This window comes from Anaerotignum sp. (assembly GCF_030625865.1).
Classification (GTDB): Bacteria; Bacillota; Clostridia; order Lachnospirales; family Anaerotignaceae; genus Chakrabartyella.
This window is the reverse complement of the sequence record NZ_DAOUQB010000001.1, coordinates 167,671-190,080: the sequence shown is the minus strand read 5'-3', so window position 1 is coordinate 190,080 and position 22,410 is coordinate 167,671. Positions and strand designations below refer to the sequence as shown.

25 protein-coding genes and 1 other annotated feature are annotated in these 22,410 nt (G+C 37.3%); of the genes, 7 read left to right on the top strand and 18 right to left on the bottom strand.

Features of this window, described 5'->3' with window-relative positions; genetic code table 11:
* Positions 1-54: 54 nt before the first annotated feature.
* Positions 55-867 (bottom strand): sporulation initiation factor Spo0A C-terminal domain-containing protein, encoded by an 813-nt coding sequence (locus tag P9Q65_RS00865; protein ID WP_304507184.1) that lies wholly within the window; start codon positions 865-867, stop codon positions 55-57.
* Between the two features lie 446 nt (positions 868-1,313).
* Positions 1,314-2,579: a SpoIVB peptidase gene (gene spoIVB / locus P9Q65_RS00860; RefSeq protein ID WP_304507183.1), complete on the bottom strand. Its 1,266-nt coding sequence runs from the start codon at positions 2,577-2,579 to the stop codon at positions 1,314-1,316.
* A 288-nt stretch (positions 2,580-2,867) separates the two neighbouring features.
* On the opposite strand from spoIVB, the gene P9Q65_RS00855 reads away from it, so the two are divergent.
* Positions 2,868-3,584 carry a GntR family transcriptional regulator gene (locus tag P9Q65_RS00855; protein WP_304507182.1) on the top strand — a complete coding sequence of 239 codons (717 nt, stop codon included), beginning with the start codon at positions 2,868-2,870 and terminating at the stop codon, positions 3,582-3,584.
* Positions 3,585-3,959: 375 nt separating this feature from the next.
* Here the strand turns inward: P9Q65_RS00855 and trmB are convergent, their stop codons facing one another.
* The 3 genes from trmB to P9Q65_RS00840 form a co-directional block, all read right to left on the bottom strand.
* Positions 3,960-4,595, bottom strand: coding sequence for a tRNA (guanosine(46)-N7)-methyltransferase TrmB (gene trmB / locus P9Q65_RS00850; protein ID WP_304507181.1), 636 nt, complete (start codon positions 4,593-4,595; stop codon positions 3,960-3,962).
* A 69-nt stretch (positions 4,596-4,664) separates the two neighbouring features.
* Positions 4,665-5,999, bottom strand: coding sequence for a DUF7922 domain-containing protein (locus tag P9Q65_RS00845; RefSeq protein WP_304507180.1), 1,335 nt, complete (start codon positions 5,997-5,999; stop codon positions 4,665-4,667).
* A gap of 97 nt (positions 6,000-6,096) precedes the next feature.
* On the bottom strand, positions 6,097-6,561 hold the full coding sequence (locus P9Q65_RS00840; RefSeq protein ID WP_304507179.1) for a CYTH domain-containing protein: 465 nt from the start codon (positions 6,559-6,561) through the stop codon (positions 6,097-6,099).
* 140 nt (positions 6,562-6,701) lie between these two features.
* Here P9Q65_RS00840 and P9Q65_RS00835 point away from each other — a divergent pair, with 140 nt between their 5' ends.
* Complete coding sequence (locus P9Q65_RS00835) at positions 6,702-7,253, top strand: DJ-1 family glyoxalase III (protein WP_304507178.1); 552 nt, start codon at positions 6,702-6,704, stop codon at positions 7,251-7,253.
* Here the strand turns inward: P9Q65_RS00835 and P9Q65_RS00830 are convergent.
* Positions 7,225-7,644 (bottom strand): hypothetical protein, encoded by a 420-nt coding sequence (locus P9Q65_RS00830; protein ID WP_304507177.1) that lies wholly within the window; start codon positions 7,642-7,644, stop codon positions 7,225-7,227. The two genes, P9Q65_RS00835 and P9Q65_RS00830, sit on opposite strands and share 29 nt — an antisense overlap.
* Positions 7,645-7,732: 88 nt before the next feature.
* Here P9Q65_RS00830 and P9Q65_RS00825 point away from each other — a divergent pair, with 88 nt between their 5' ends.
* Positions 7,733-8,254 carry a DUF6648 family protein gene (locus tag P9Q65_RS00825; protein WP_304507176.1) on the top strand — a complete coding sequence of 174 codons (522 nt, stop codon included), beginning with the start codon at positions 7,733-7,735 and terminating at the stop codon, positions 8,252-8,254.
* Positions 8,255-8,384: 130 nt separating this feature from the next.
* Here the strand turns inward: P9Q65_RS00825 and P9Q65_RS00820 are convergent, their stop codons facing one another.
* Positions 8,385-9,248: a MurR/RpiR family transcriptional regulator gene (locus tag P9Q65_RS00820; RefSeq protein WP_330695094.1), complete on the bottom strand. Its 864-nt coding sequence runs from the start codon at positions 9,246-9,248 to the stop codon at positions 8,385-8,387.
* A 280-nt stretch (positions 9,249-9,528) separates the two neighbouring features.
* Between P9Q65_RS00820 and P9Q65_RS00815 the strand changes: the two genes are divergently transcribed.
* From P9Q65_RS00815 to spo0A, 3 genes are all read left to right on the top strand, one after another.
* Entirely contained in the window at positions 9,529-10,035 is a 507-nt protein-coding gene (locus tag P9Q65_RS00815) for a COG2426 family protein (protein WP_304507174.1), read from the top strand.
* Positions 10,036-10,046: 11 nt separating this feature from the next.
* On the top strand, positions 10,047-10,925 hold the full coding sequence (gene rsmA, locus P9Q65_RS00810; RefSeq protein WP_304507173.1) for a 16S rRNA (adenine(1518)-N(6)/adenine(1519)-N(6))-dimethyltransferase RsmA: 879 nt from the start codon (positions 10,047-10,049) through the stop codon (positions 10,923-10,925).
* Between the two features lie 615 nt (positions 10,926-11,540).
* Complete coding sequence (gene spo0A / locus P9Q65_RS00805) at positions 11,541-12,332, top strand: sporulation transcription factor Spo0A (protein WP_304507172.1); 792 nt, start codon at positions 11,541-11,543, stop codon at positions 12,330-12,332.
* Positions 12,333-12,866: 534 nt separating this feature from the next.
* Here the strand turns inward: spo0A and rplL are convergent.
* The 8 genes from rplL to P9Q65_RS00765 all read right to left on the bottom strand — a co-directional run bounded on the left by rplL (position 12,867) and on the right by P9Q65_RS00765 (position 16,725).
* Complete coding sequence (rplL, locus tag P9Q65_RS00800; protein WP_304507202.1) at positions 12,867-13,229, bottom strand: 50S ribosomal protein L7/L12; 363 nt, start codon at positions 13,227-13,229, stop codon at positions 12,867-12,869.
* Positions 13,230-13,315: 86 nt separating this feature from the next.
* Positions 13,316-13,810: a 50S ribosomal protein L10 gene (gene rplJ / locus P9Q65_RS00795; protein WP_304507171.1), complete on the bottom strand. Its 495-nt coding sequence runs from the start codon at positions 13,808-13,810 to the stop codon at positions 13,316-13,318.
* A gap of 22 nt (positions 13,811-13,832) precedes the next feature.
* Positions 13,833-13,957, bottom strand: a sequence feature (ribosomal protein L10 leader region).
* 57 nt (positions 13,958-14,014) lie between these two features.
* Positions 14,015-14,710, bottom strand: a complete 696-nt coding sequence (rplA, locus tag P9Q65_RS00790) for a 50S ribosomal protein L1 (RefSeq protein ID WP_304507170.1) — start codon at positions 14,708-14,710, stop codon at positions 14,015-14,017.
* Positions 14,711-14,780: 70 nt separating this feature from the next.
* Entirely contained in the window at positions 14,781-15,206 is a 426-nt protein-coding gene (gene rplK, locus P9Q65_RS00785; RefSeq protein ID WP_066090155.1) for a 50S ribosomal protein L11, read from the bottom strand.
* Between the two features lie 83 nt (positions 15,207-15,289).
* A complete protein-coding gene (gene nusG / locus P9Q65_RS00780; protein WP_304507169.1) occupies positions 15,290-15,844 on the bottom strand; it encodes a transcription termination/antitermination protein NusG in 555 nt (184 codons plus the stop codon).
* Between the two features lie 29 nt (positions 15,845-15,873).
* Complete coding sequence (gene secE / locus P9Q65_RS00775) at positions 15,874-16,131, bottom strand: preprotein translocase subunit SecE (RefSeq protein ID WP_304507168.1); 258 nt, start codon at positions 16,129-16,131, stop codon at positions 15,874-15,876.
* Between the two features lie 32 nt (positions 16,132-16,163).
* On the bottom strand, positions 16,164-16,313 hold the full coding sequence (gene rpmG / locus P9Q65_RS00770; protein WP_066052538.1) for a 50S ribosomal protein L33: 150 nt from the start codon (positions 16,311-16,313) through the stop codon (positions 16,164-16,166).
* Positions 16,314-16,473: 160 nt separating this feature from the next.
* Positions 16,474-16,725 (bottom strand): TIGR03905 family TSCPD domain-containing protein, encoded by a 252-nt coding sequence (locus P9Q65_RS00765; protein WP_304507167.1) that lies wholly within the window; start codon positions 16,723-16,725, stop codon positions 16,474-16,476.
* A gap of 623 nt (positions 16,726-17,348) precedes the next feature.
* On the opposite strand from P9Q65_RS00765, the gene P9Q65_RS00760 reads away from it, so the two are divergent.
* Positions 17,349-17,519, top strand: a complete 171-nt coding sequence (locus P9Q65_RS00760) for a DUF362 domain-containing protein (protein WP_304507166.1) — start codon at positions 17,349-17,351, stop codon at positions 17,517-17,519.
* Positions 17,520-18,054: 535 nt separating this feature from the next.
* Here the strand turns inward: P9Q65_RS00760 and gdhA are convergent.
* From gdhA to P9Q65_RS00745, 3 genes are all read right to left on the bottom strand, one after another.
* Entirely contained in the window at positions 18,055-19,401 is a 1,347-nt protein-coding gene (gene gdhA / locus P9Q65_RS00755; RefSeq protein WP_304507165.1) for an NADP-specific glutamate dehydrogenase, read from the bottom strand.
* A gap of 501 nt (positions 19,402-19,902) precedes the next feature.
* Positions 19,903-20,943, bottom strand: a complete 1,041-nt coding sequence (gene mreB, locus P9Q65_RS00750) for a rod shape-determining protein MreB (RefSeq protein ID WP_304507164.1) — start codon at positions 20,941-20,943, stop codon at positions 19,903-19,905.
* A gap of 107 nt (positions 20,944-21,050) precedes the next feature.
* Positions 21,051-22,244 carry a S41 family peptidase gene (locus P9Q65_RS00745; RefSeq protein WP_304507163.1) on the bottom strand — a complete coding sequence of 398 codons (1,194 nt, stop codon included), beginning with the start codon at positions 22,242-22,244 and terminating at the stop codon, positions 21,051-21,053.
* Positions 22,245-22,410: the final 166 nt, after the last annotated feature.

Sequence of the window (22,410 nt, the reverse complement as noted above, 5' to 3'; positions counted from 1 at the left end):
AAGCAAAAAGGGTTGTCATTTAGTATTATATAAAAGATCTGTTCCTAAAAATCATCAACTGATTTTTTTCGTGATCTCATTTTGACGAATTCGGAAATATTCAGTTAAAGCAGCAATAAACTGTCCATTCGTAGGCTTGTCCGGGGTTAAATAACCAACCACTTCAAAAAATACCTGCTGACCATTCTTCTTCCACGCACTTTCTATTGCATGACGGATAGCTCTTTCTACTTTACTTGCCGAGGTCTTGAATATCTTCCCTATATCGGGATATAGTCCTTTGGTAATACCAATCAGTACCTCTTCATTATCAACTGCCATCATAATTGCTCTTCTGATAAAATGATAGCCCTTGATACTGGCAGATATTCCCATTCGACTTAATGTTGCCGAAATATCCGCTTCCAGATTATGATACACATCATCCACCACATACTTTGCCACATCTTCTTTGCCTGTTTTTATAGGCTGATGCATTTCATTGTTGTCACCATCAATCAGCTGGTGGATGCGTTCAAGCAACAACTCCCCTTGAATGGGCTTTGCCATATAATATTCGGCACCCAATCCAATGGCTCTTCGTACCAGCTTGTCACTGTCAATAGCTGAAATCATGATGCAAATACAATCGCTGCCTAACTTTTTCAGGCTCTCTAAAACCCAAAAACCATCGCGATCTCCCAAAAGAATATCCAGGAGTACAACATCTGCATTAAGTTTCCTAATCATTTCAAGAACTGCTGGTCCACTGTCAGTCATTCCGACGACAGCCATGTCACCTTTGCGTTCCAGGCAACGTTTCAGTTTTTGCAAATAAAAACCATCCCTGTCTGCCAGAACAACTTTTAACTTATCAGACTCACTCAATTTTGACTCCCCCATCCTTAAATTTGTTGGGAGAAAAGGCTTCCCTTCCTTTCTCCCACAAAACATATTATAACATGCAATTAACTTTTCGCCAGTATTCGAGAACATTTCGCAAGATTTTTACCTTTCACAGCTTTTCGGCAATCTTTCCTCTCCAAACACTCCTAAAATTTTGCACTTCAATATATTTTAATAAAAAATTTTCTAATAATCAAAAATTATTATTTATTTTTAAAAAATATTATACAACATTTTTACCATTTTTGTATTATTCTAACAATATATTCCTTAAATTGTATTTTATTTTGTTTTATATTTTATTTTTCAGCAAAAAAAATGAAAAAATAAATGCCAAGTTCCCTAATTTGCTATAATTTAACAAAGGGGAGATACTGATTTTATATCTCCCCTAAAAATAAAAATTTAATTTTTATTTTTGATTTTAGCTATTTGTTCTTCATCTCTTGCAACATTGTCTCAATAAATGTTCCATACCCCCGTTCAGGGTCATTTACAAGCACATGAGTCACAGCACCAATTAGTTGACCGTTTTGGATAATGGGGCTTCCGCTCATTCCTTGAACAATGCCACCGGTCTTATCCAATAGTCTTTTGTCCGTAACTCGAATCATCATATCTTTTCCGTTTCCTTTGCCGAAACTTTCAATTTCAATTTCATATTTTTCCACTTTATCTCCCTCAATGTTAGATAAAATTTCTGCCTTACCAATCTTAACTTCCTGTTTTAATCCAATTGGTAACGCAGTGCCAGCAAAATCATCCGTTTCATTTAAACTTCCGTAGATACCAACTTCCGTATTCTTTCTTACTTCTCCTAAAACATTGTCTCTCTGAATAATCCCAGTTAATTCTCCCGGCTCTCCTTTCTTTCCCTTTACAATATCTGTAAGATCAGAAGAAATTAACATACCTTTTTTGATTATCATTAGTTCGCCAGTATCTACATCATAAACACCATGTCCTAATGCACCAAATTGGTTTGAATTTGGATCATAAAAGGTTATGGTTCCTATGCCTTGAATACTGTCTCTCACCCATATTCCTAACTTATACGCTTGTTCTGCTTGACTGAAAACCGGTGTTACTTCCACACGCTTTTCCTCGCCCTTTCTTTCCAATAACACTTCAATTTCTTGACCATTACTTTGTGTAACTACATCAACCAACGCTTCTTTGTTAATTAATTTTTCTCCATTTGCTTCTAATAAAAGATCACCCGTTTTCAAAAGTCCCTTACAAGGTTCCTCTGTGTCATTTTCCTCCACATACACTTGGCCAGTTCCTAAAACCAAAAGTCCCTTTGTGTCCAAGCTTACTCCAACTGTTTTTCCAACCGGAACTAAAGTGGTTTTGGGAATCACCGTTGCATCAATGGTTTTAATTGGCACCGCATTACAGAAATAAAAAGTAATTTTTGTTGTTCCTGCCTGAATAGGATCGGCCATAATAGAAGAACCTAATTCTAGATGAAAAGCATCAGCCAATGGCTTTGTTGTAATACCCAAAACGCCAATGCTTTCCTCTGATTTTGCTGAAACAGGAAGTTGCGTGGCAATTTCTGTTTTTTCACCTTCTACTAAAGTCAGATCGTTCGGTAGGAGCCAGTTTACACTACACCCGAGCAGTATTGGGATTAGAATCGCCGCAACAGGTATAAAAAAGCGACGTTTTATTTCCTTTTTAAACCACATATGCCCCACTCCCACTGCAGCTGATTTTGAAACAAAAAATTTTAAAAATTTTTGTTCCTTAGTTAATGTGACCAAACAAAAACCCTGCTATACAACCTATAAAATACAGTAAAACAAAAATCCCGAAATTTAAGTATTTCAAGCTTTCTGCCACATTTTTCGTCAACATCAATGAATAGGGTTTACAACGTCAATCAGAGGCATTATAATAAAAAAGAATTATTTTGAATTTAATTTTATTTATTTTAAATTAAAAAAAAGCAAATTAGTAAAGAAAGAGGATACTATATGGAACATACAGAATCACTGTTAGACTACGCTTTTCGCGAAATACGCACGCGTATACAAAACGGTACCTATCCACCAGGATCAAAATTATCCACCCAAGAAATTTCCGACTCTTTGGGAATTAGCAGAACCCCTGTTGTTTCCGCAATTAACCGCCTGGTAGCACAAGGATTGGCCGTAGCATTACCTCGGCGTGGTGTTATTGTAGCAGATTTTTCGCCGCAGCAGCTGAAAGAAATTATAGAAGTACGTGAAATGTTCGAACTTTATGCTGTAAAAAAAGCGATTCAAAATATAGATTTTTCTCATGAAATTTTAGATGAAATGGAGCAAGTCGCAATTGATCTATCAGGTATTGACAGCCAAAATTATAACCTTGCCACTGAGCTGGAAATTCGCTTTCATACATTGTTTGTAACCTTAGCAGGGAATTCTCAATTAACAAAACTATATGTAAATAATTGGAATATCGGGGCAATGTTTCAAATCTTCACGCTCTCAAAAATGCCGCTGACAAAACATCAACCTTCTTTTGACCAACATTTACAAATGGTACAGCTTTTGAAAGATAAAAACGAAGCAGCGTTATTAGAGTTTATCCCCAACCATTTAACACCTGTTTTTGGCGCAATTGAATGGATTATGCGTAATGGAAATATGGATATGCAAGAACTGTTCAAAATAATGGCAGCAAAAGCGGAAAAAATACAAAAATGAATATCTTAAATTCACCATAAATAAATACCTGCCTTACGGCAGGTATTTCAGACTGTAGACAAACCTATTTTATAAAACGAAAGAGATTAGAAACGAAAAGTTCCCCCCAAGTAGAATCCGCAGGATGAGCTTTGCCCATCCGAGGAAAATAGGGCGTTTCAAGACCTTGGGGTCGCAGGAACACATCTATTTGTCCTCTGCAAACTTGAAAAAAGCTTGAAGGAACTGAGCTTTTTTCAAAGGGTGTCGACTTTATCGACACCCTAAAACACCTGCCTTACGGCAGGTATTTTAAATATCTTTTTCTATTTTGTTTTTTCTGACCTTGAATATCCTTTTCTGTTGCTAAATGCTCATCTCAAACATCAAAGGGTACTATCGGTCATAGCGTGCTTCCAAACGATAAATAGGCATCCCTTGTTCAGAAAATTTTTCTTCATATTCTGTCATAATATTTTCCTCAAAGTCGCTGTGGTGCAAATCTAAAGAAATATTAGATAATTTCCAATTATCTGCGCAAAACTCATTTAAGGAAAATTCAAAAAGATTTCGATTATCCGTTTTAAAGAACACTTCCCCATGTCCACCCATAATTTGGCGATAGCTTACCAAAAAATCCCGATAGGTCAGACGGCGTTTATACATTCTTTTTTTCGGCCAAGGGTCAGAAAAATTTAAATAAAGCCTTTGAAATTCTCCTACTTCAAATAAATCGGAAAGATTAGCAGCATTTTCCCAAATAAGAGCCAAATTTGAAAGCTCATCATCTGTTCTTCTTGCTGCAAGGGCAATAACCGATTGCTGTCTTTCAATCCCGATAAAATTAACTTCAGGATATGCTTGGGCATTCTTTGTTATAAAGCCACCTTTGCCACAGCCTATTTCCACATGAATTGGATTATCATTTCCAAAAAACTCTGCCCACTCCCCTTTTTTTATTGGTGCATTCTGAACGACTCTGCTATTATTCTCAAGTTCCGCTTCTGCCCAAGGTTTTTTTCTGATTCTCATAACGTTCTCCTTTAATCAAACAAAATATCATAAAAGTATCATACTATCGAAATCCCCCAAAGGCAACCCCTATTTCTTTGTAAAAATCCAGTATCCAAGGTCGCCATCTTCCATTTTCCGAAACTCCTGAAATCCTAACTCTTCGGCCTTGGCACGTTCTTGGTCTGTATCCACCCCTGGCGCCCCAAGAAGATACCCATTTTTCTGGGGCTTCCAAATAAGATGATGATATTTTTTCATAGCAAATAGTATAAAATAATCCTTCATCCAGGATAAAGGAATATCCTCCAGTAAAATCATCTCTTCTATAGAAATGCATTTCCAGGGCATCACCTCTTCACCAAAAGGAAATATATCCGTATTTTCCTTTAACATCCTATATCTCTCCAAAAAATTTTCCTTTACCTCATTCAGATCTTCCTCCTCGATGGCAGAAGCTTTCTCAACGCTGTCATCCAAATTCAGCTCTGAGCCTTCAACTGCATCAGCTTGCTCTACCGTAGTGACTTGCTCTACTATGGACGGTTCCTCAACTACGGTAGCTTGCTCCACTATTGGAGATTCCTCAACGATGGTAGCTTGCTTAACCGTGGATGGCTCTTCAACTGCGGTTTGCATAACAGCCTCTTTTTGAAAATTTCTTCGCCCCGCCCGGGCAATGCGATCTAAATCTTTGTCCGTAAATACCCCTGTGTCCTGAAGTTCATCCAGTTCTTGACGAAATTTTTCCAATAATCCTCGAAAACTTCCATGAAAGCTTTCTTTTTTTTCTTCTTTTGGTTTTAAATTCTCCTCTTTCGCCCCATCCTTCTTTAAATTAATTTTAGGCATCTCAAAAGAAGGCATCTCCACAACCGTTGCCTCAGCTGCAACCAATGCCGGCTCTTCCACAGGTTTTTCCACCTTTAGTTCTTTTTTCACCGGCTGATTCAAGTTTTGCAATTGGATATTGGTAGGCTCCTTTTGAGCCCCTTTTTTCATAGCCGCCTTGTTGAAATATGTACGCCAATCTGTTTTGCCGCTGAAATACGCAGCCAATGGTGCGGAAAACCCTCCGTCGGCTTCCGCTAAAATCGCAACAGTGTTTAATTCTTCTGCTGTGATATTTTTTCCCCCTAACCCATCCGGATTAAAGTCCCATTTCAACTCACCGTGTCCTCCACTATCCGGTGTTAAAACGCCACAGAAAAAATTATTTTGTTTTTCTTTCTCCCCCGCAATGGCATAAACAGCATACCTGCCTCGGTGGATCGGGCGTAAACCTTGTACTGTCAGGCTAATTCTTCCCGTTCCATTTTTAATTTCCATAATACAGCTGCCCCACGGCGCTCTTTGGCCCATACTATAGCCTGCCGTTTCCTGTCTGAGCATTAGAAATACCTTGTCATATCTTCTATTATACATACTCGGCCTCTCCCCTTCGCTTGTCTCTTGTCCATCGCTATATTTTATGCACCATAGATAAGAAAAAGACCAATAAAAAAAGCATCTTTTAGGATGCTTATTCCGTGATTAAAGGTTTGCCATAAAACGAAAGGGATGTATTTTTATAGCGCGAATCCTCAGAAATATCTTCTCCGAACCAACTGGGGGCAATAAATACTTCCGCTTCCTCAATGGTTGAAAATTCCACTTCTGTAGTCATTAAGCCCTCCAATTGACCCTCGTAAATGTCCACCTCGGCGCTAAGCCCATTTTCTATAGGAATGAGAAAACGTTTTTTTCTAATCTCTTTCCCTTCTATTTTTTCATACAGATGTTCATATTCCTGTTGCGCAATCTCCATTTCAAACTCTTCTCTTTTAATGTGTCCCTTTCCTTTCACCGTCAAAAAATATTGCTCATCACTTTTTCGAATGCGAATGGTAGGGCAAAAAGATAGATATGACTGAGAAATTTGTTTGCAGACAAATCCATCCAATGAAAAAGGAATTTCTTTGGTTAAATATTTTTTTTCAATTTCCAATTGCTCACCCCCAAATTTTTTTAAGCATAATCCCGAGACAATCCTCTGTCAAGGGTATTCTTGATAATTCTTTCATTCTGGAATATAATATAGTTAATAATAAAACCAAAGAAAAAAAAAGAAATCAGGAGGCTATTCTTATGAAAACTGTTTATATTTTTCTTGCAGAAGGTTTTGAAGAAATAGAAGCAGTCACTCCCTTAGATTTACTGCTTCGTGTTGGAATAAGTGCAAAATTTGTTTCTGTTGGCAAATCCTTGCAGGTCAAAGGAGCGCATAATATCGTCTATACCGCTGATATCATGTTTGATGAAGCCGCAAAAGTATGGGCAGATGCCATTGTTCTACCTGGAGGTATGCCGGGCACTTTAAATCTTTTGGCCCATCAAGGCTTGTATAACCTGATTTGTAGCTACAATGATGCCAAAAAAACAGTTTGTGCAATTTGTGCTGCACCTCTTATCTTAGGTGAACTTAATCTTTTAGCAGGAAAAACCGCAACCATATATCCAGGTATGGAGAATAAACTGACGGGAGCAATCCCTTCTGCAAACCCAGTATGTGTTGACGGCAATATCATTACCTCCCGGGGACCGGGCACAGCCATTCCTTTCGCCCTAAAACTTGTTGAAATTTTGGCAGGCAAAGAAACGGCTGAAAATCTTAGAGCCGATATTGTTTATCAGAAATGAATATCTCGCCAAAAAGAGAGGGAAGCTCTGCTGAGGAAAATTGACTTTTTCCAATTTTGTCCGCTGCTTCTTCCACATCCTTTTGCGCCAAATCGTATATGTATGAAATCTCCTGTAAGGAGTATACTGCTGACATACCGCAGGAAACCTCCCTGCGAAACATCTTGCACAGGGGAGAAGATCCAATTTGCATTAGGTGCAAAAACATACCTTTTGTTATGATAGCAATTTTCTCTCGTTCCATTAGTTCTAATAATTCAGTTGTTGATAAACATAAAAGGTTTGAAACTTGTTCTTGATCGTAAGGCTGAGGCTCTGTTTTTAAAAAAACATCTATTGCCGCAATTTTGGGCTGAATCTCCCTTTGATAAAATTCTAAAAAAGTCTGCATATATATCCTCTCCCTAATTGTTCTTTCATCATTGTAACAGGATAAAACATAACATTGCCATAGGGAATGGATGGAAGTGAGGCAAACCATGAATGCAATTCAGAAATATTTTAAATACCGACAAAGTCTTATTGATCAATACATGAAAGGTGATATGAACAAAAGAGAATATCTTGAAAAGAATTATAATGCCGTTGTATATGGAAACATAGGCCCTTTTTCAAATATGGATACAGTTGAAAAGGCGTTATTTAACTACCAGTATTTTAATGCTTTAGCAAAGGAACAAAAATCAATCAGCACCACAAAAGATATGGATTATGAACTAAAAAGGGACTTTTTAGAACATAGCAATTATTATTATAAAAAGAAAGACAAAGCCACCCAAACAGTTTTACGAATGTTGGATTATAGAGGAACGGAAGCATATTTTGTAAAAGTGCACAGCAAATATTTAAAGGGTAAGCTTTTTGAAATTGTAATCGAAAATGCAGATATTATTCTTCATTCTACTAGTCCTTTTATTTTAAAAAACTTGCGAGAGGAAGGCGTTTTTTCCGAGGAAAGCCGGAAATCTTTAATTGATGAATATGTGAATCATAGATATTAATTTTGTATCTCTTGTAACATTACAAATACTTTCCATAATATCCATAAATAATAAAAATCAAATAAAAAGGGCCCAATTAAATAGGTCCTTTTTTTATTTGTGAAATATCCAATTTGCTACTGATAACAGCTTAAAATAAGCCGACTTTGGAAATATATTTATCAACCAACTGTAATTTAGCCTCTGTAGAATAACCCATTTTTCTACTTATAAACGAACATAGTAATTCCATAGTAAATAACACCCCAACATAGGAGTTAAAGAATGTATTACTGTCCACACTTACCGTTAACAACTGCGTTGCATACTGAGCTAAGGGCGAACTGGCCTTATCGGTGATTAAAATGATTTTTGCCCCTGCGTCATAAGCCATTTGAGCAGCCAATAAATCCATTTCCGAGTATCTGGGGAAACTAACGGCAATTATGCAATCATTTTCCGTAATATCACATAAATGGTCAATTACATTCAAAGCAGGATGCGATGTTTCATAAACATCCGTTAGTAGATGCTTTAGCAATAGCAGCATCATATCACCTATACATGAGTTTGCTCTGGACGCAACAATAAATTTGCGCTTACTTCCCGCAATCAAACCTGCCGCACGCTCAAAGGAAAGGGTATCATTATGATTAATACAGTATTTCATATTTTGCAGCACATTGGAAAAATAACTCTCAACAATATCACTCTGTCCCAGCTTGCTGATGGATAATTTTAACCTTTCTGATGGCACAGTAATATTATCCGATACACTGTTGATTCTCTCAGTATAAGTTTTACGAATACTCTTTTGAAAATCCATAAAACCTGAATATCCCAAAGTACGTGTAAAACGAATTACCGAAGAATCGCTGACATGAAGTCTTTTCGCAATATCAGTAGAAGTAATAAAACAAGCCTCAGCAAAATTATCCAATATAAATTCGGCAATTAATTTCTCTTTTTTTGTTAATTTAACCCCCATTAACTGGCCTCTTAATTCTTCAGTCAAATCTTCCACCCTTTCGTATGTAAAAATGATATAACAAACTCTATATAAATGATATTTTTTCATGCTAATATTATAGTAAATTAATTTCTATAGCACCATTATAACCATAAATATAACACATTTTCAACTCAAAACTTCAAAAGAATGAAAAACAAAAGAAAAATATTTTTTTTGCGACTCTTATTGTTTCGAAAATCATATTAGTATATAATATATTTTTAAAGATTCGAAAAAAACGACATGGACTTTGTTGCCATGCTCTTTTTCAGGAGGAATTCAATTGGCTGAAACGATTGCAACCTGGTTTGTTACAAACCTGCAGGGCTCCCTTGCTAGGGAATTTATTGTTTTTATTGTATCAATGCTCCCAATTCTGGAACTAAGAGGTGGTATCATTGCGGGTTTTGCCCTGCAAATGAATTGGCTGCCCACATTCATTATTGCTTTTATTGGTAACTTGCTGCCAGTTCCATTTATTTTGCTTTTCATCCGCTATATTTTTAACATATTGAAAAAAACGCCCTTGCGCTCTTTTGTTGATTGGTGTGAAAAAAAGGCAGATCAAAAAAGCGACCAAATTCGTAAATATGAATATTGGGGCGTCTTTCTTTTCGTTGCCGTTCCGTTGCCTGGTACAGGTGCTTGGATGGGAGCCTTAATCAGCGTTCTTTTAAATTTAAACCCGAAAAAAACATTCCCTGTTATCGTTCTGGGCATATTAACAGCAGGAATTATTGTGTCTATACTGTCCTTTGGTTTATTAGGCAGATTAGGCGTTGGTGCATAAAGGAGAATACCATGACAGAAAGAATTTCTACCCCGTCAAAAACCAAACAAATTATTGAAGAAAATGGTTTTTCTTTCAAGAAAAATTTTGGACAGAACTTTTTGATAGATTCTAACATACTGGAAAACATTGCTAACTGTGCTGGCATTACAAAAGAAGACTGCGTATTGGAAATTGGCCCGGGTATCGGTTCATTGACCCAAATTCTGGCTGAAAATGCAAGAGAAGTTGTTGCTGTTGAAATTGACACAACGCTGATTCCAATTTTAAAACAAACCCTAGACACCTATGATAATGTAGAAATTTTAAATCAGGATATTTTAAAGACTGACATTGATGCCATCATCGAGAAAAAAAATAGCGGTAAAGCAATTAAGGTAGTGGCAAATCTTCCCTATTACATTACCACACCAATTATTATGGACTTGTTGGAAAAGGAACGTCACATCGATACTATCACAGTTATGGTTCAAAAAGAAGTAGCCGAACGTATGCAGGCAGGTCCAAAGGAAAAGGAATATGGTGCTTTATCTATTGCAGTACAATATTATTGCGACGCTCATTTGGATATGATCGTGCAACCTTCTTGCTTTATGCCGCAACCGAAAGTAGCCTCTGCTGTGATTACCCTTAAAGTGCTGCCTGAGCGTAAAATATCAACCAAAGATGAATCTTTGTTTTTCCATTTGGTAAAATGCGCTTTTGGACAACGGCGAAAAACTTTGCTTAATGGCTTAAATAACCAAGGAAAACTAAATTTGTCTAAAGAAGAATTAACCTCAATTATTGTATCTTTGGGTTGGGATGCGCGAATACGAGGAGAAGCTCTCGGTATTCAAGAATTTGGGGCTTTAACGGATGCAATTTACCAAAAGCTTCATAATGAGTAACTAAAAAATACTATAAAACGGCTAAGAAAAAACATTTTCGTTTTTTCCTAGCCGTTTTCGTCCCTTTTTTGGGGTTTACTTTTATCTTCCTCCATATTCCGCTCTATCTCAGCAATTTTTGCTAATTATGGTGTGTTCGTATAAATATTCTCCAAAATTCACAATAATTATTACTTTTTTCTTAATTTACGTCATAAAAACGAAAAAAAAACAATAAAATATATTTCAATTAAGTTAAATTTTTACCGCTTTATATTAAAAATATTAACTAGTATTTTCCATTTACTAATTATTTAATTAACATTATTTAGGAGAAATTATCTTAGTTTCCTGAGGAAAATGAAAAACTCGACAAGAAAAATATCGTATTTTCCACCACAAAACACGCCATTTTTCTTCATTTCCCTTATTTCCCCCTGCCATGAATCTCCACGAATCAGCATGGGTAATATTCCCCAATAAGAACAGTGCAACTTTTTACAACTTTGTTAAATTTTCAGTCTGAATTTGTCTGGCGAAAACGTCTTGCCATGAGAAAATTCCTGTACTATAATCATCCCAAAAGCAAGTATTATTTGCATATTCATTCATCAAACAACAATCGGAGGGATCATTTTGAATCAAAATAAAATAAAAGTGCTGTTAGCTGATGATAATAAGGATTTTTGCGATGTAATTGCAAGTCATCTAAGTAAACAAGATGATATGACTGTTGTCGCAGTTGCCGTTGATGGTATCGATGCCATGAACAAAATTAGAGATACAGAACCGGATATCGCAATTATTGATGGTATCATGCCTCGTTTGGACGGAATTGGCGTTTTGGAAAGATTGCAGAAAAATAATGATATCCATCAACCAGTAACCATCATTCTTTCAGCTCTCTCCCAAGACAAAGTTGTTCAGAAAGCTTTAGACTTGGGTGCTTCTTACTATATGGTTAAACCTTTTGACATGGATGCACTTACCCAACGCATCAGGCAGTTATTACAGGAAAAACCTTTGATTAAAAGCGGTATTCCCTCCTTTAATCAGCCCTTACCTGTGTTAAATTATGATTTGGAAACAAAAGTCACAAATATTTTACATGAAATTGGTGTTCCTGCTCATATTCGAGGCTATCACTATATGAGGGAAGCAATTATTATGAGCGTTAATGACATGGATGTTTTAAATTATATCACCAAAGAGCTCTATCCTTCTATTGCAAAGAAATGTAATACAACACCCTCTCGTGTAGAACGTGCAATTCGCCATGCCATTGAAGTAGCCTGGAATCGAGGGAAGGTTGATGCCATCGATGCCCTCTTTGGATACACCGTAAATAACCATAAAGGCAAGCCTACTAACAGTGAATTTATTGCGTTAATTGCGGATAGATTGCGTTTAGAACAAAAAGCCGGATAATTTTATTACTTTTAATATGGCTTTCATTGTGGATTTCTCGTCTCAAAGCCCTACAATTTTTTCTCTATAACCTGATAAACCTTTTAATATTGGTTAGAAATTACCCCAAATTAAAAGGTTTATTTATTTTTTCATATTATTTAAGATTTGACAAACTATTATGTATAAGCCAACCCAAAATGATTACAACTGAATCCTACAATAGCATCGGCCTATCAAACTTCTCTCATGTCCTAAAAAAACACCAAATTGGCTTGTTTGGAGTGTCTTCCATGGAAAAACACTATAACACGGATAAATGTCTTCAAATACGCCTTTAAAGCTTGTACAAGCACTTTCCTTTAAAATATTTTTTTCAAAAGCTCATATTTTTTATACTATACACGGTTTCAAAAACAAAGGCATTATGCATTGCCTTATTTCGTTTCTTATGCATCACTTTTCAGTGTTATTCTGGTGCTGTTGTAAGAGTACACTCAAATAAAAAATAACCCCCAAAACATAATGTTTTAGGGGTTTTCTTCTGGCTTTTAATTACTTCAATGTAACCTTTGCGCCTACTTCTTCCAATTTAGCTTTGATGGATTCAGCTTCTTCTTTGGATGCTTGTTCTTTCAGAACCTTAGGAGCGCCGTCTACAGCTTCCTTAGCTTCTTTTAATCCAAGACCTGTTACTTCACGAACAGCCTTGATTACTTTAATTTTTTCAGCGCCAACTTCTGTCAATTCAACATCGAATTCTGTTTTTTCTTCAGCTGCTGCTGCTGCAGGGCCTGCTGCTACTGCTACGCCTGCTGCTGCGGATACACCGAATTCTTCTTCTGCTGCCTTTACTAAGTCGTTTAATTCTAATACTGTAAGTTCTTTTACAGCTGCAATAATTTCTTCAATTGTCAATTTTGCCATTTTAAAGCACCTCCGATTAATTTTAGGATATTTTTATTTTCCACTTACCAATAAAGGTAATTCTTTGTTGCATTAAATTATTCTGCTGTCGCATCTTTCTTTGCGATCTGATCGATAACGCGTGCGAAAGAGGACATAGGGCTTTTGAAGCTGCCCAACAATTTGGAAAGCAATACTTCTCTGGAAGGGATGTCTGCAACAAGCTTCATGCCTTCTGCATCATATACAACGCCTTCCACAACGCCTGCTTTGAATTCCAAAGCCTTTGCATCTTTTGCTACTTTGTTTAAGACAGCTGCTGCTGTTGTAGCATCTTCATAGCTAAATGCAAATGCGCTGGGGCCAGCCAAGTACTCATCCAACCCTTCGAACTGAGTGCCTTGAATTGCAAAGTGTACCATTGTGTTTTTGTAAACCTTATAGTCAACACCTGCTTCTCTCAGCTGTTTTCTAAGAACTGTATCCTGTTCTACAGTCAAGCCTCTAGCATCTACCATTACTACGGAAGCTGCTTTGTCCAGCTTTTCTTTAATTTCATTTACGATGACCTGCTTTTGTTCAATCTTTGCCATATCTACACCTCCTTAAATCCTTATATAAATCAAGAAAGCCTCTTTGCACATAGACAAAGAGGCTTATAGCTCAATTTCAGCAATCTCCTCGGCAGGATTTACGCAAAACTTTGCACCTGCTGTCTACGGTACTATTCGGTTGTTTCTTTTCAACTTGTTTATTATATAAGATAAACACGTTTCCGTCAAGAACTTTCTTTGAGATTACTCAGAAATTTTCGCAGGGTTAACCTTTACACCAGGGCCCATTGTTGTTGTTATAACAACGCTCTTCAAATACTGACCCTTAGCTGCTGTAGGTTTTGCTTTTATGATAGCACTCATCAGAGTCTGGAAGTTTTCTTCCAATTTCTCGGAACCAAAAGATACCTTGCCTACGGGAACATGAATAATATTTGTCTTGTCCAAACGGTATTCAATCTTACCTGCTTTGATATCATTGATCGCCTTTGTAACATCCATTGTTACAGTGCCGGCTTTGGGGTTAGGCATCAAGCCTTTAGGTCCCAATACACGGCCCAAACGACCAACAACGCCCATCATATCAGGTGTTGCAACAGCAACATCGAAACCGAACCAGTTTTCATTCTGGATTTTGGGGATCAAATCTTCTGCTCCTACGAAATCAGCGCCGGCTGCTAAAGCTTCTTCTGCTTTGTCACCCTTTGCAAATACCAATACACGAACTGTTTTACCTGTACCGTGTGGAAGAACAACGGCACCACGAACCTGCTGATCAGCATGTCTGCTGTCAACGCCCAAACGAATATGTGCTTCTACGGTTGCGTCAAACTTTGTTACAGAAGTTTTCTGTACCAATTCGATTGCGTCATTTGCATCGTAAAGCATTGCCTTGTCAACGAGTTTTGCAACCTCGTTATATTTTTTTCCTCTTTTCACTTTCGTGACCTCCTTATGTGGTAATATCGGGAGAATTCCCTCCCACTTCTGCCGTCAAATCAGTCGGCTATTATTCTTCAACAACGATACCCATGCTTCTTGCTGTACCGCAAATCATACTATAAGCAGTATCAATATTCGCCGCATTCAAGTCGGGCATTTTCAACTCTGCAATTTCCATAACTTTTGCTTTGGAAATTTTAGAAACTTTTGTTTTGTTAGGTACACCGGAACCGGATTCAATGCCGCAAGCCTTCTTCAAAAGAACTGCTGCGGGGGGTGTTTTTGTAATAAAAGTATAGCTTCTGTCCTGATATACAGTGATAACTACAGGAATAATTAAACCTGCCTGAGAAGCTGTTCTTTCATTAAATTCTTTACAAAAGCCCATGATATTCACACCATGCTGACCCAAAGCAGGACCAACAGGAGGAGCGGGTGTTGCCTTCGCTGCTGGAATCTGTAATTTGATATAACCTGTTACTTTTTTTGCCATGATAGGCACCTCCTATAAATGTGGTAATTAGCGGGGATTTTCCCTCCCACCTAGCGGACTTGCCGCCTTATGAAACGTTGACTTTAAATCTTGTCGATCTGAGTGAAATCAAGCTCAACCGGAGTCTCTCTGCCGAAGATGGAAAGACTGACAATGACGATTTTCTTATTGGTATTGATCTCTTTGATCTGACCAACAGAATCCGCAAAAGGCCCGGAAACAACACGAACGGAATCGCCCAATGCCACATCCAGATTTTCCACCTCGCCACCAATGCCCATAGCTCGAACTTCCATTTCGGTCAATGGAACTGGTTTAGAACCGGGACCCACAAAACTTGTAACGCCTCTTGTGTTTCTGACTACATACCACGTTTCATCGTTCATGATCATTTTAATCAGCACATAGCCGGGAAATACTTTGCGCTGAACAGTTTTTTTCTGTCCATCTTTAATTTCAACAACATCCTGCAAAGGCACACTGATCTCATGAATTTGATCCTGCATTCCTCTGTTTTCAACCGTTTTCTCAATATTGGCTTTTACTTTGTTTTCATACCCTGAATAGGTATGTACAACATACCATCTTGATTCGGCGGAAGTTTTGATTTTTTCTGGCTTGTTGATTTCTTCAGACATAATACCATCCTTTTTCTACTCGATTTGTTTTAACCCAAAAGTCCGATAATCGCACTGTATCCGGCTGAAAATACCGAATCCATACAGAAAATGATAACACCGAGAATTAGGGAAGTAACAATAACGGTAAACGTTTTCTTCGCAATTTCAGGACGGCTGGGCCAAATAATTTTCTTAAATTCTGCCTTGTAGTCTGCGAAGCCATCTCTGTCATTGTTTTTCTTTACTTGCTTAGGCTTTGCTTGTTTTGTTTCATTCGTTTGGTTGGTGTTTTGCTTTTCTTCCATACGTTCACTTCCTTTTTCGGAATTTCCCTTACTTACTTTGTTTCTTTGTGTAATGTATGGGCTTTGCAGAACTTACAATACTTTTTGATTTCCATTCTGTCAGGCATAGTTTTCTTGTCCTTGGTAGTGCTGTAATTTCTCTGTTTGCACTCTGTGCAGGCTAAGGTAATCCTTGTTCTCAAGATTTCCACCTCCGTTACTGATGATATTTTTTTGTACATAAAAAAAAGACCTGCGTCTTCAGACTTAGAATAACACAAGTCTCTTTTTATGTCAATAACAATTCGTGAAAAATCTGCTTTTTTCTGAGAACATGTATATTTTGTAGTATATCAGATTCTTTTACTGATTTTTCATGAACTCCTCCAGTGCCACTGATAACTGATCCGGGCAACTACTTTTTTTCGTCCCACAAGTAATACCTTTCAATTTTTTTGCAGCCTCATCAGGCGTCATTCCTTCTGCCAATGCTGCCAACCCTTTATGGTTACCATCGCACCCTCCAAAAAAAGATACGTTTTTTACTACACCATCCTCCACATCAAATTCCAATTTTGTGGCACAAATCCCTTTTGTATGAAAGCTGTAATGCATTATTCATCCCCCTTGCTCCTCATATACCGAAATATCATATCATAAAAGTCGACAAAATTCAATCTTCCTGTCTTTTCTAGTTAAACACCCCAGGTTTATTAGTACCCACATCATCAATTTTTTTCCAACAATATTGTTTAAGTAAATTGCTGCTTCAATGCTAATATCGCAACTCCTATAAAAACTTCTAAATAGTACGGCATTAATAAATTTTCATATCAAAGAAAACCACGCTACTAATCCTTTCCTTATTAATAGGATAAAACTGGTGCAAAACGAATGCTTTATGAAAGTAGATCACTCCCAAACCCTTATTCAAGAAACATATTCATTCAATTTGCTTACCTCCATATCTCTGCACCTTAACATATAATTCATATACTTCCTTATCAAACAAAGTAGTGAATCTCAGAGATACCGCAATTTAATAATGTAAATTAGAAAAATAAAGTTTTAAATACCTCAATTATTCTTATAATGCTAAAATAATAATGAATTCAGTTTATTGTATAAAATTACACTTTTTCATATTTTTTTCTTTAAAAAAAGTGAAATATTCCTTGCACAATGTAATATTTTGATATACAATAGGCATTGTAGAATGAAGAAGGAGGTGTTTTATAATGGCTCACAAAATCGGACCTGAATGTATTGGTTGTGGCGCTTGCGCTGGCGAATGTCCAACAGGCTGCATCGTTGAAGCTGGCGGCGTTTTTGAAATTAAAGCTGCTGAATGCATCGATTGTGGTACTTGTGTTGGTGCTTGTCCTACAGGTGCAATTAAACCCGAATAATTTTTACTTAAAAAAAGTGAGCGTTTGCTCACTTTTTTTGTTTCGCCATTTATCACAGAACATTTCCTTATTGTTCATTTCCTTTGTACAAAATATTCTATTCACTTTAATTTTAAGAAATTTTTTCTGTCAGGTAGTCTTACGTTCAATTACAATAATGTTAAATTTTCTCATCACATTTGCTTATTGCAACGACTAATTTATTCTAAGAATACCACTTTTAACCGCCTTATCTCCTGTCAATCATCTTAATCAAACATATCCTTGATAGATTTATTCTTGCATTTTTATGCAATTTCTATTAACATTTTACGCTTCACATAAAGCTTTTTGCTAAACATCAGTTAAAAAATATCTTTTCACCTTAAATCACCTAAAAAAACACCCCCACAAAAACGCAGGGGTGTAATCTATTAGGAATCAACCTATTTTTTCATCTTCTTCATCTGTTTAACCCTTAATTAAACCGATTTTTTGAAACCGTTCAATATTTGTGATGACACCTTTGACATCCCAAACTTAAAGCTTGACTATCTTATACCAAGCCCTGAGCCATCATTGCAGCAGCAACTTTCTTGAAGCCAGCAATGTTAGCGCCTGCTACCAAGTCATAGCCCAAACCATATTCTTCAGCTGCTTCTACAGATACAGCGTGGATATTCTTCATAATGCCTTTCAATTTTGCATCAACTTCTTCAGCAGACCAGTTATATCTCATGGAGTTCTGAGCCATTTCCAATGCAGAAACTGCAACACCACCAGCGTTAACAGCTTTGGAAGGACCAACAACTAAGCCCTTGCTCTGAATGAATGTCAATGCTTCATTTGTTGTAGGCATATTAGCAACTTCAATGTAGTATTTTGTGCCGTTGTTGATGATTTTCTGAGCTTCATCCATGTTGATTTCGTTCTGTGTCGCACAAGGCATGCAGATATCAACTTTTACTTCCCAAGGTTTTGTCTTAGCAACAAATTTGCAACCAAATTTGTCAGCATAATCCTGAGCACGGTCACGTCCGGAAACTCTCATTTCTACTAAATAGTCAATTTTTTCCTGAGTTGAAACACCATCAGGATCATATACATAGCCGTCAGGACCGGAGATTGTTACAACTTTACCGCCTAATTCAGCTACTTTCTGGCAAACACCCCAAGCAACGTTACCGAAACCGGAAACTGCTACTGTCTTACCCTTCATTGTATCACCCAAGTGAGTCAATACTTCGTTTACATAGTAAGTAGCACCAAAACCTGTAGCTTCAGGTCTGATTAAAGAGCCACCAAATTCAAGGTTTTTACCTGTAAGAACGCCGTTTTCCCAAACGCCTTTGATTCTCTTATACTGTCCATATAAGAAACCGATTTCTCTACCACCAACACCAATGTCACCAGCAGGTACGTCAACGTCAGGACCAATGTGTCTGTAAAGTTCTGTCATGAAAGCCTGGCAGAATCTCATGATTTCCATATCGCTCTTGCCTCTAGGATCGAAGTCGGAACCACCTTTACCGCCACCGATAGGTAATCCTGTTAAGCTGTTTTTGAAAATCTGTTCAAAGCCAAGGAACTTGATGATACCAATATATACGGAAGGATGGAAACGAAGACCGCCCTTGTAAGGTCCAATTGCGCTGCTAAACTGTACTCTGAAACCACGGTTAACTTGCACTTTGCCAGCATCATCAACCCATGTAACTCTAAAAGAAACAGCTCTTTCAGGCTCTACTATTCTTTCCAACAAACCTGTTTTTTCATATTCAGGATGTGTTTCCACTACCTTTTCAATAGAGTGAAATACTTCTTCTACTGTCTGAATGAATTCAGGCTCACCAGCGTTGCGTTTTTTAACCTGTTCGATTACACTTGCCATATAAGCGTTCATAACTCATTGCCTCCTACATTTGTCTTTTCTTTAACCTTGTTTTAACGTAAATCTCTAAAAGACTACCTCGCCTTTGAGGCATCTTTTCATAAAAAACCAGGTGATTTTTCGATTTATTTGAACAATAAAACATGAATCACCGTGTTTTACGATGATATTATAACACACTTTTTTCTTTTGTGTAGTATTTTTTTGAAGTTTTATCTTTATTTTTACACAAATTTTCCCGTTATAAATTATGCAAAAAAACGTTTTATATTTTTTTTGACGTAATACGCCTTTTTTATAATAAAATATGACAAAAAAAATCCATTTTTTTAAATTAACTTGGATGTTTTATACATCTTTCTTTTAATCGCACTAAATCATAAACATTCACTCTTTTATTGACACCCATTTTCTGTGGCCTTGTTTGATAAGCTGATATTTCATTTGTCCTATTCTGTTATCATTTCCACAAAAAAAGCAATTATAAGAAAAATTTCTTATAATTGCTTTTTTTTATCTTGAAAAAAATCTCATTTTTTCTTTTTTCTCTTCCCCGGTATTGTCAGCCATAAATTCAATATACCGCCCTGTTCCAATCGCAACACAGCTTACAGCATCTTCGGCTACCATTGCGTTTATGCCCGTTTTACTTTGTATTAATTTATCTAAACCATATAATAGACTGCCGCCACCGGTCATGACAATCCCCCGTTCAAAAATATCAGCAGCCAATTCTGGCGGCGTACGCTCCAAAACACTATGCACTGCATCCGTAATCGCCAAAGCCGATTCAAGCAAAGCATCCAACATCTCATCGGAAGTAACCGTAATATTTTTTGGCAAACCCGTAATTAAATTACGTCCTCTAACATCCATACTTACAGGCATAGAACGTTCAAAAACAGTTCCAATCTCAATTTTTAATTCTTCTGCAGTACGTTCGCCTATTAATATATTATGCTTTTTTCTCATATAGCGAATAATGGCTTCATCGAAATTATCACCGGCTATTTTTAAGGAATGGCTTACTACTGCCCCTCCCAAAGAAATCACCGCAATATCCGTCGTTCCTCCTCCAATATCCACCACCATACTTCCACATGCTCTTGAAATATCAATCCCTGACCCAATGGCAGCAGCAATGGGTTCTTCTATAATATGAACGCGTCTCGCACCAGCCTGCCTTGTTGCATCTTCAACAGCACGCTTCTCCACTTCCGTTACACTGCTGGGCACACAAACAGCAATGGTAGGTTTTACAAAAGAACGCTTTCCAAGAGCCTTTTCAATAAAATATTGTAACATCTTTTCCGTCACATCATAATTAGAAATAACACCTTCTCGTAGCGGACGAATTGCCACAATATTACCGGGTGTTCTACCCAGCATCCGCCTTGCTTCTTCCCCTACAGCCATAATACTGTTGGTATCTTTGTCAATGGCAACCACTGATGGCTCTCGAATTACAATCCCTTGCCCTTTGATATAAACCAGTACACTTGCGGTCCCCAAGTCAATACCTATATTTTCGCCAAAACTCATAAAGTTGAACATCGTGACGCTCCTTTGTCAATTAAAATCCTATTTTTCTTTAAGTATACTGGAAAGCAAGTATTCTGAAAAGATGTTTTTACAAAAAATGCTTTAATTTTTCTTTTTCTTTAAATTTTCTCCTCCAAGATACGAATACCTTCCTTTAATTGTGTATCTTCGTCTTGTGGAACTGTATCTCCATCCCCATATTCTTTCGGCAATTCAACAACATCATTTGGCGTAATTCCCGTTCCATGAATGGATGTTCCGTTTGGTGTAAAATACTTCTGTATTGTAATGTTTAAACCCGAGCCGTCAGGCAAGGTAAATAACCGTTGTACCAAGCCTTTGCCAAATGTTTGTGTACCTACCAAGGTACCTGCTCCCGTATCCTTTGCTGCCCCCGCAAAAATTTCAGAAGCACTGGCACTATTCCCGTTCACCAAAACGACCATGGGAATATCTAAATATTTGTCATCACAAATAAGCTCTTCCCGTTTTCCATTCTTATCCTCAGTATATACCATAACCCCTTCAGGTAAAAGCTCATCCCCAATACGATAAACAATTCGCACCAATCCCCCGGGATTATTTCTTAAATCTAAAACCAGCCCTTTCATCCCCTGAGATTGCAAATCATTTAAAGCCTCCATAAACTGATCATATGTATTCTCTTTAAAACCGCTGATACGAATATACCCCTTTTCATCGTCAAGCATTCTTCCTTCAACGCTTTTTTCAACAATATCCTCCCGTTTGAGGGTAAATGATTGGTTCGATCCATCACTTTGGCGTGAAACTTCAATATCCACCGTACTGCCTACCGGCCCACGCATTTTGTTTGCAATTTCATTGAGCGTAAGACCGGAAATATCCGTACCATCGATTTTTGTAATCACATCTCCCTCAAGAATACCGGCACGCTCCGCAGGGTATCCTTCCATCAACGCATATACAGTGACTTCGCCGTCTTCTGTTTGATATACCTTCACACCTATTCCTTCAAAATGACCATTATTATTCCTTAAGTACTGTTTTAAATAATCCGCCGTTAAATAGTATGTATACCTGTCGCCAACACCGGCTAACATCCCCGCATACATCCCCTCTTTTACCATGTCCTTATCATAATCATCCACATAATATTTGTCTAAAAAGTCTTCCACTAAATTCATTTTTGCTGACTTTGACATTCCTATGTCAAAAGGTAAATACTGCCAAGGTATCCACTGCTGAACCAGTGCAGTTCTCCAAACCAATACACAAACCACCATCACCGCTATCGCAGCGCCAAATCCTTTCCAGAAATCTTTTTTCTTCAATCTTCTCGCCTCATTCTCTTACGACTTTCTTTTATCCTATGAATATTAAATGAAAAACATACCGCAACACAAATTGCAAAAACCACCCTATCCAAGTTCCTTTCAGGAAATGCCTTGCAAAATCTTGCCAAAGCCATACCTTCCTAAAAATCCCTCCCGACAGGAT

Coding starts and splice junctions, on each gene's coding strand:
- P9Q65_RS00855 (WP_304507182.1), top strand. CDS start 2,868: ATGGAACATACAGAATCACTGTTAGACTACGCTTTTCGCGAAATACGC.
- rplJ (WP_304507171.1), bottom strand. CDS start 13,810: ATGGCAAAGATTGAACAAAAGCAGGTCATCGTAAATGAAATTAAAGAA.
- mreB (WP_304507164.1), bottom strand. CDS start 20,943: ATGTTCAACTTTATGAGTTTTGGCGAAAATATAGGTATTGACTTGGGG.
- P9Q65_RS00835 (WP_304507178.1), top strand. CDS start 6,702: ATGAAAACTGTTTATATTTTTCTTGCAGAAGGTTTTGAAGAAATAGAA.
- spoIVB (WP_304507183.1), bottom strand. CDS start 2,579: ATGTGGTTTAAAAAGGAAATAAAACGTCGCTTTTTTATACCTGTTGCG.
- rplK (WP_066090155.1), bottom strand. CDS start 15,206: ATGGCAAAAAAAGTAACAGGTTATATCAAATTACAGATTCCAGCAGCG.
- secE (WP_304507168.1), bottom strand. CDS start 16,131: ATGGAAGAAAAGCAAAACACCAACCAAACGAATGAAACAAAACAAGCA.
- P9Q65_RS00760 (WP_304507166.1), top strand. CDS start 17,349: ATGGCTCACAAAATCGGACCTGAATGTATTGGTTGTGGCGCTTGCGCT.
- P9Q65_RS00845 (WP_304507180.1), bottom strand. CDS start 5,999: ATGTATAATAGAAGATATGACAAGGTATTTCTAATGCTCAGACAGGAA.
- P9Q65_RS00825 (WP_304507176.1), top strand. CDS start 7,733: ATGAATGCAATTCAGAAATATTTTAAATACCGACAAAGTCTTATTGAT.
- rsmA (WP_304507173.1), top strand. CDS start 10,047: ATGACAGAAAGAATTTCTACCCCGTCAAAAACCAAACAAATTATTGAA.
- nusG (WP_304507169.1), bottom strand. CDS start 15,844: ATGTCTGAAGAAATCAACAAGCCAGAAAAAATCAAAACTTCCGCCGAA.
- trmB (WP_304507181.1), bottom strand. CDS start 4,595: ATGAGAATCAGAAAAAAACCTTGGGCAGAAGCGGAACTTGAGAATAAT.
- P9Q65_RS00830 (WP_304507177.1), bottom strand. CDS start 7,644: ATGCAGACTTTTTTAGAATTTTATCAAAGGGAGATTCAGCCCAAAATT.
- P9Q65_RS00765 (WP_304507167.1), bottom strand. CDS start 16,725: ATGCATTACAGCTTTCATACAAAAGGGATTTGTGCCACAAAATTGGAA.
- gdhA (WP_304507165.1), bottom strand. CDS start 19,401: ATGAACGCTTATATGGCAAGTGTAATCGAACAGGTTAAAAAACGCAAC.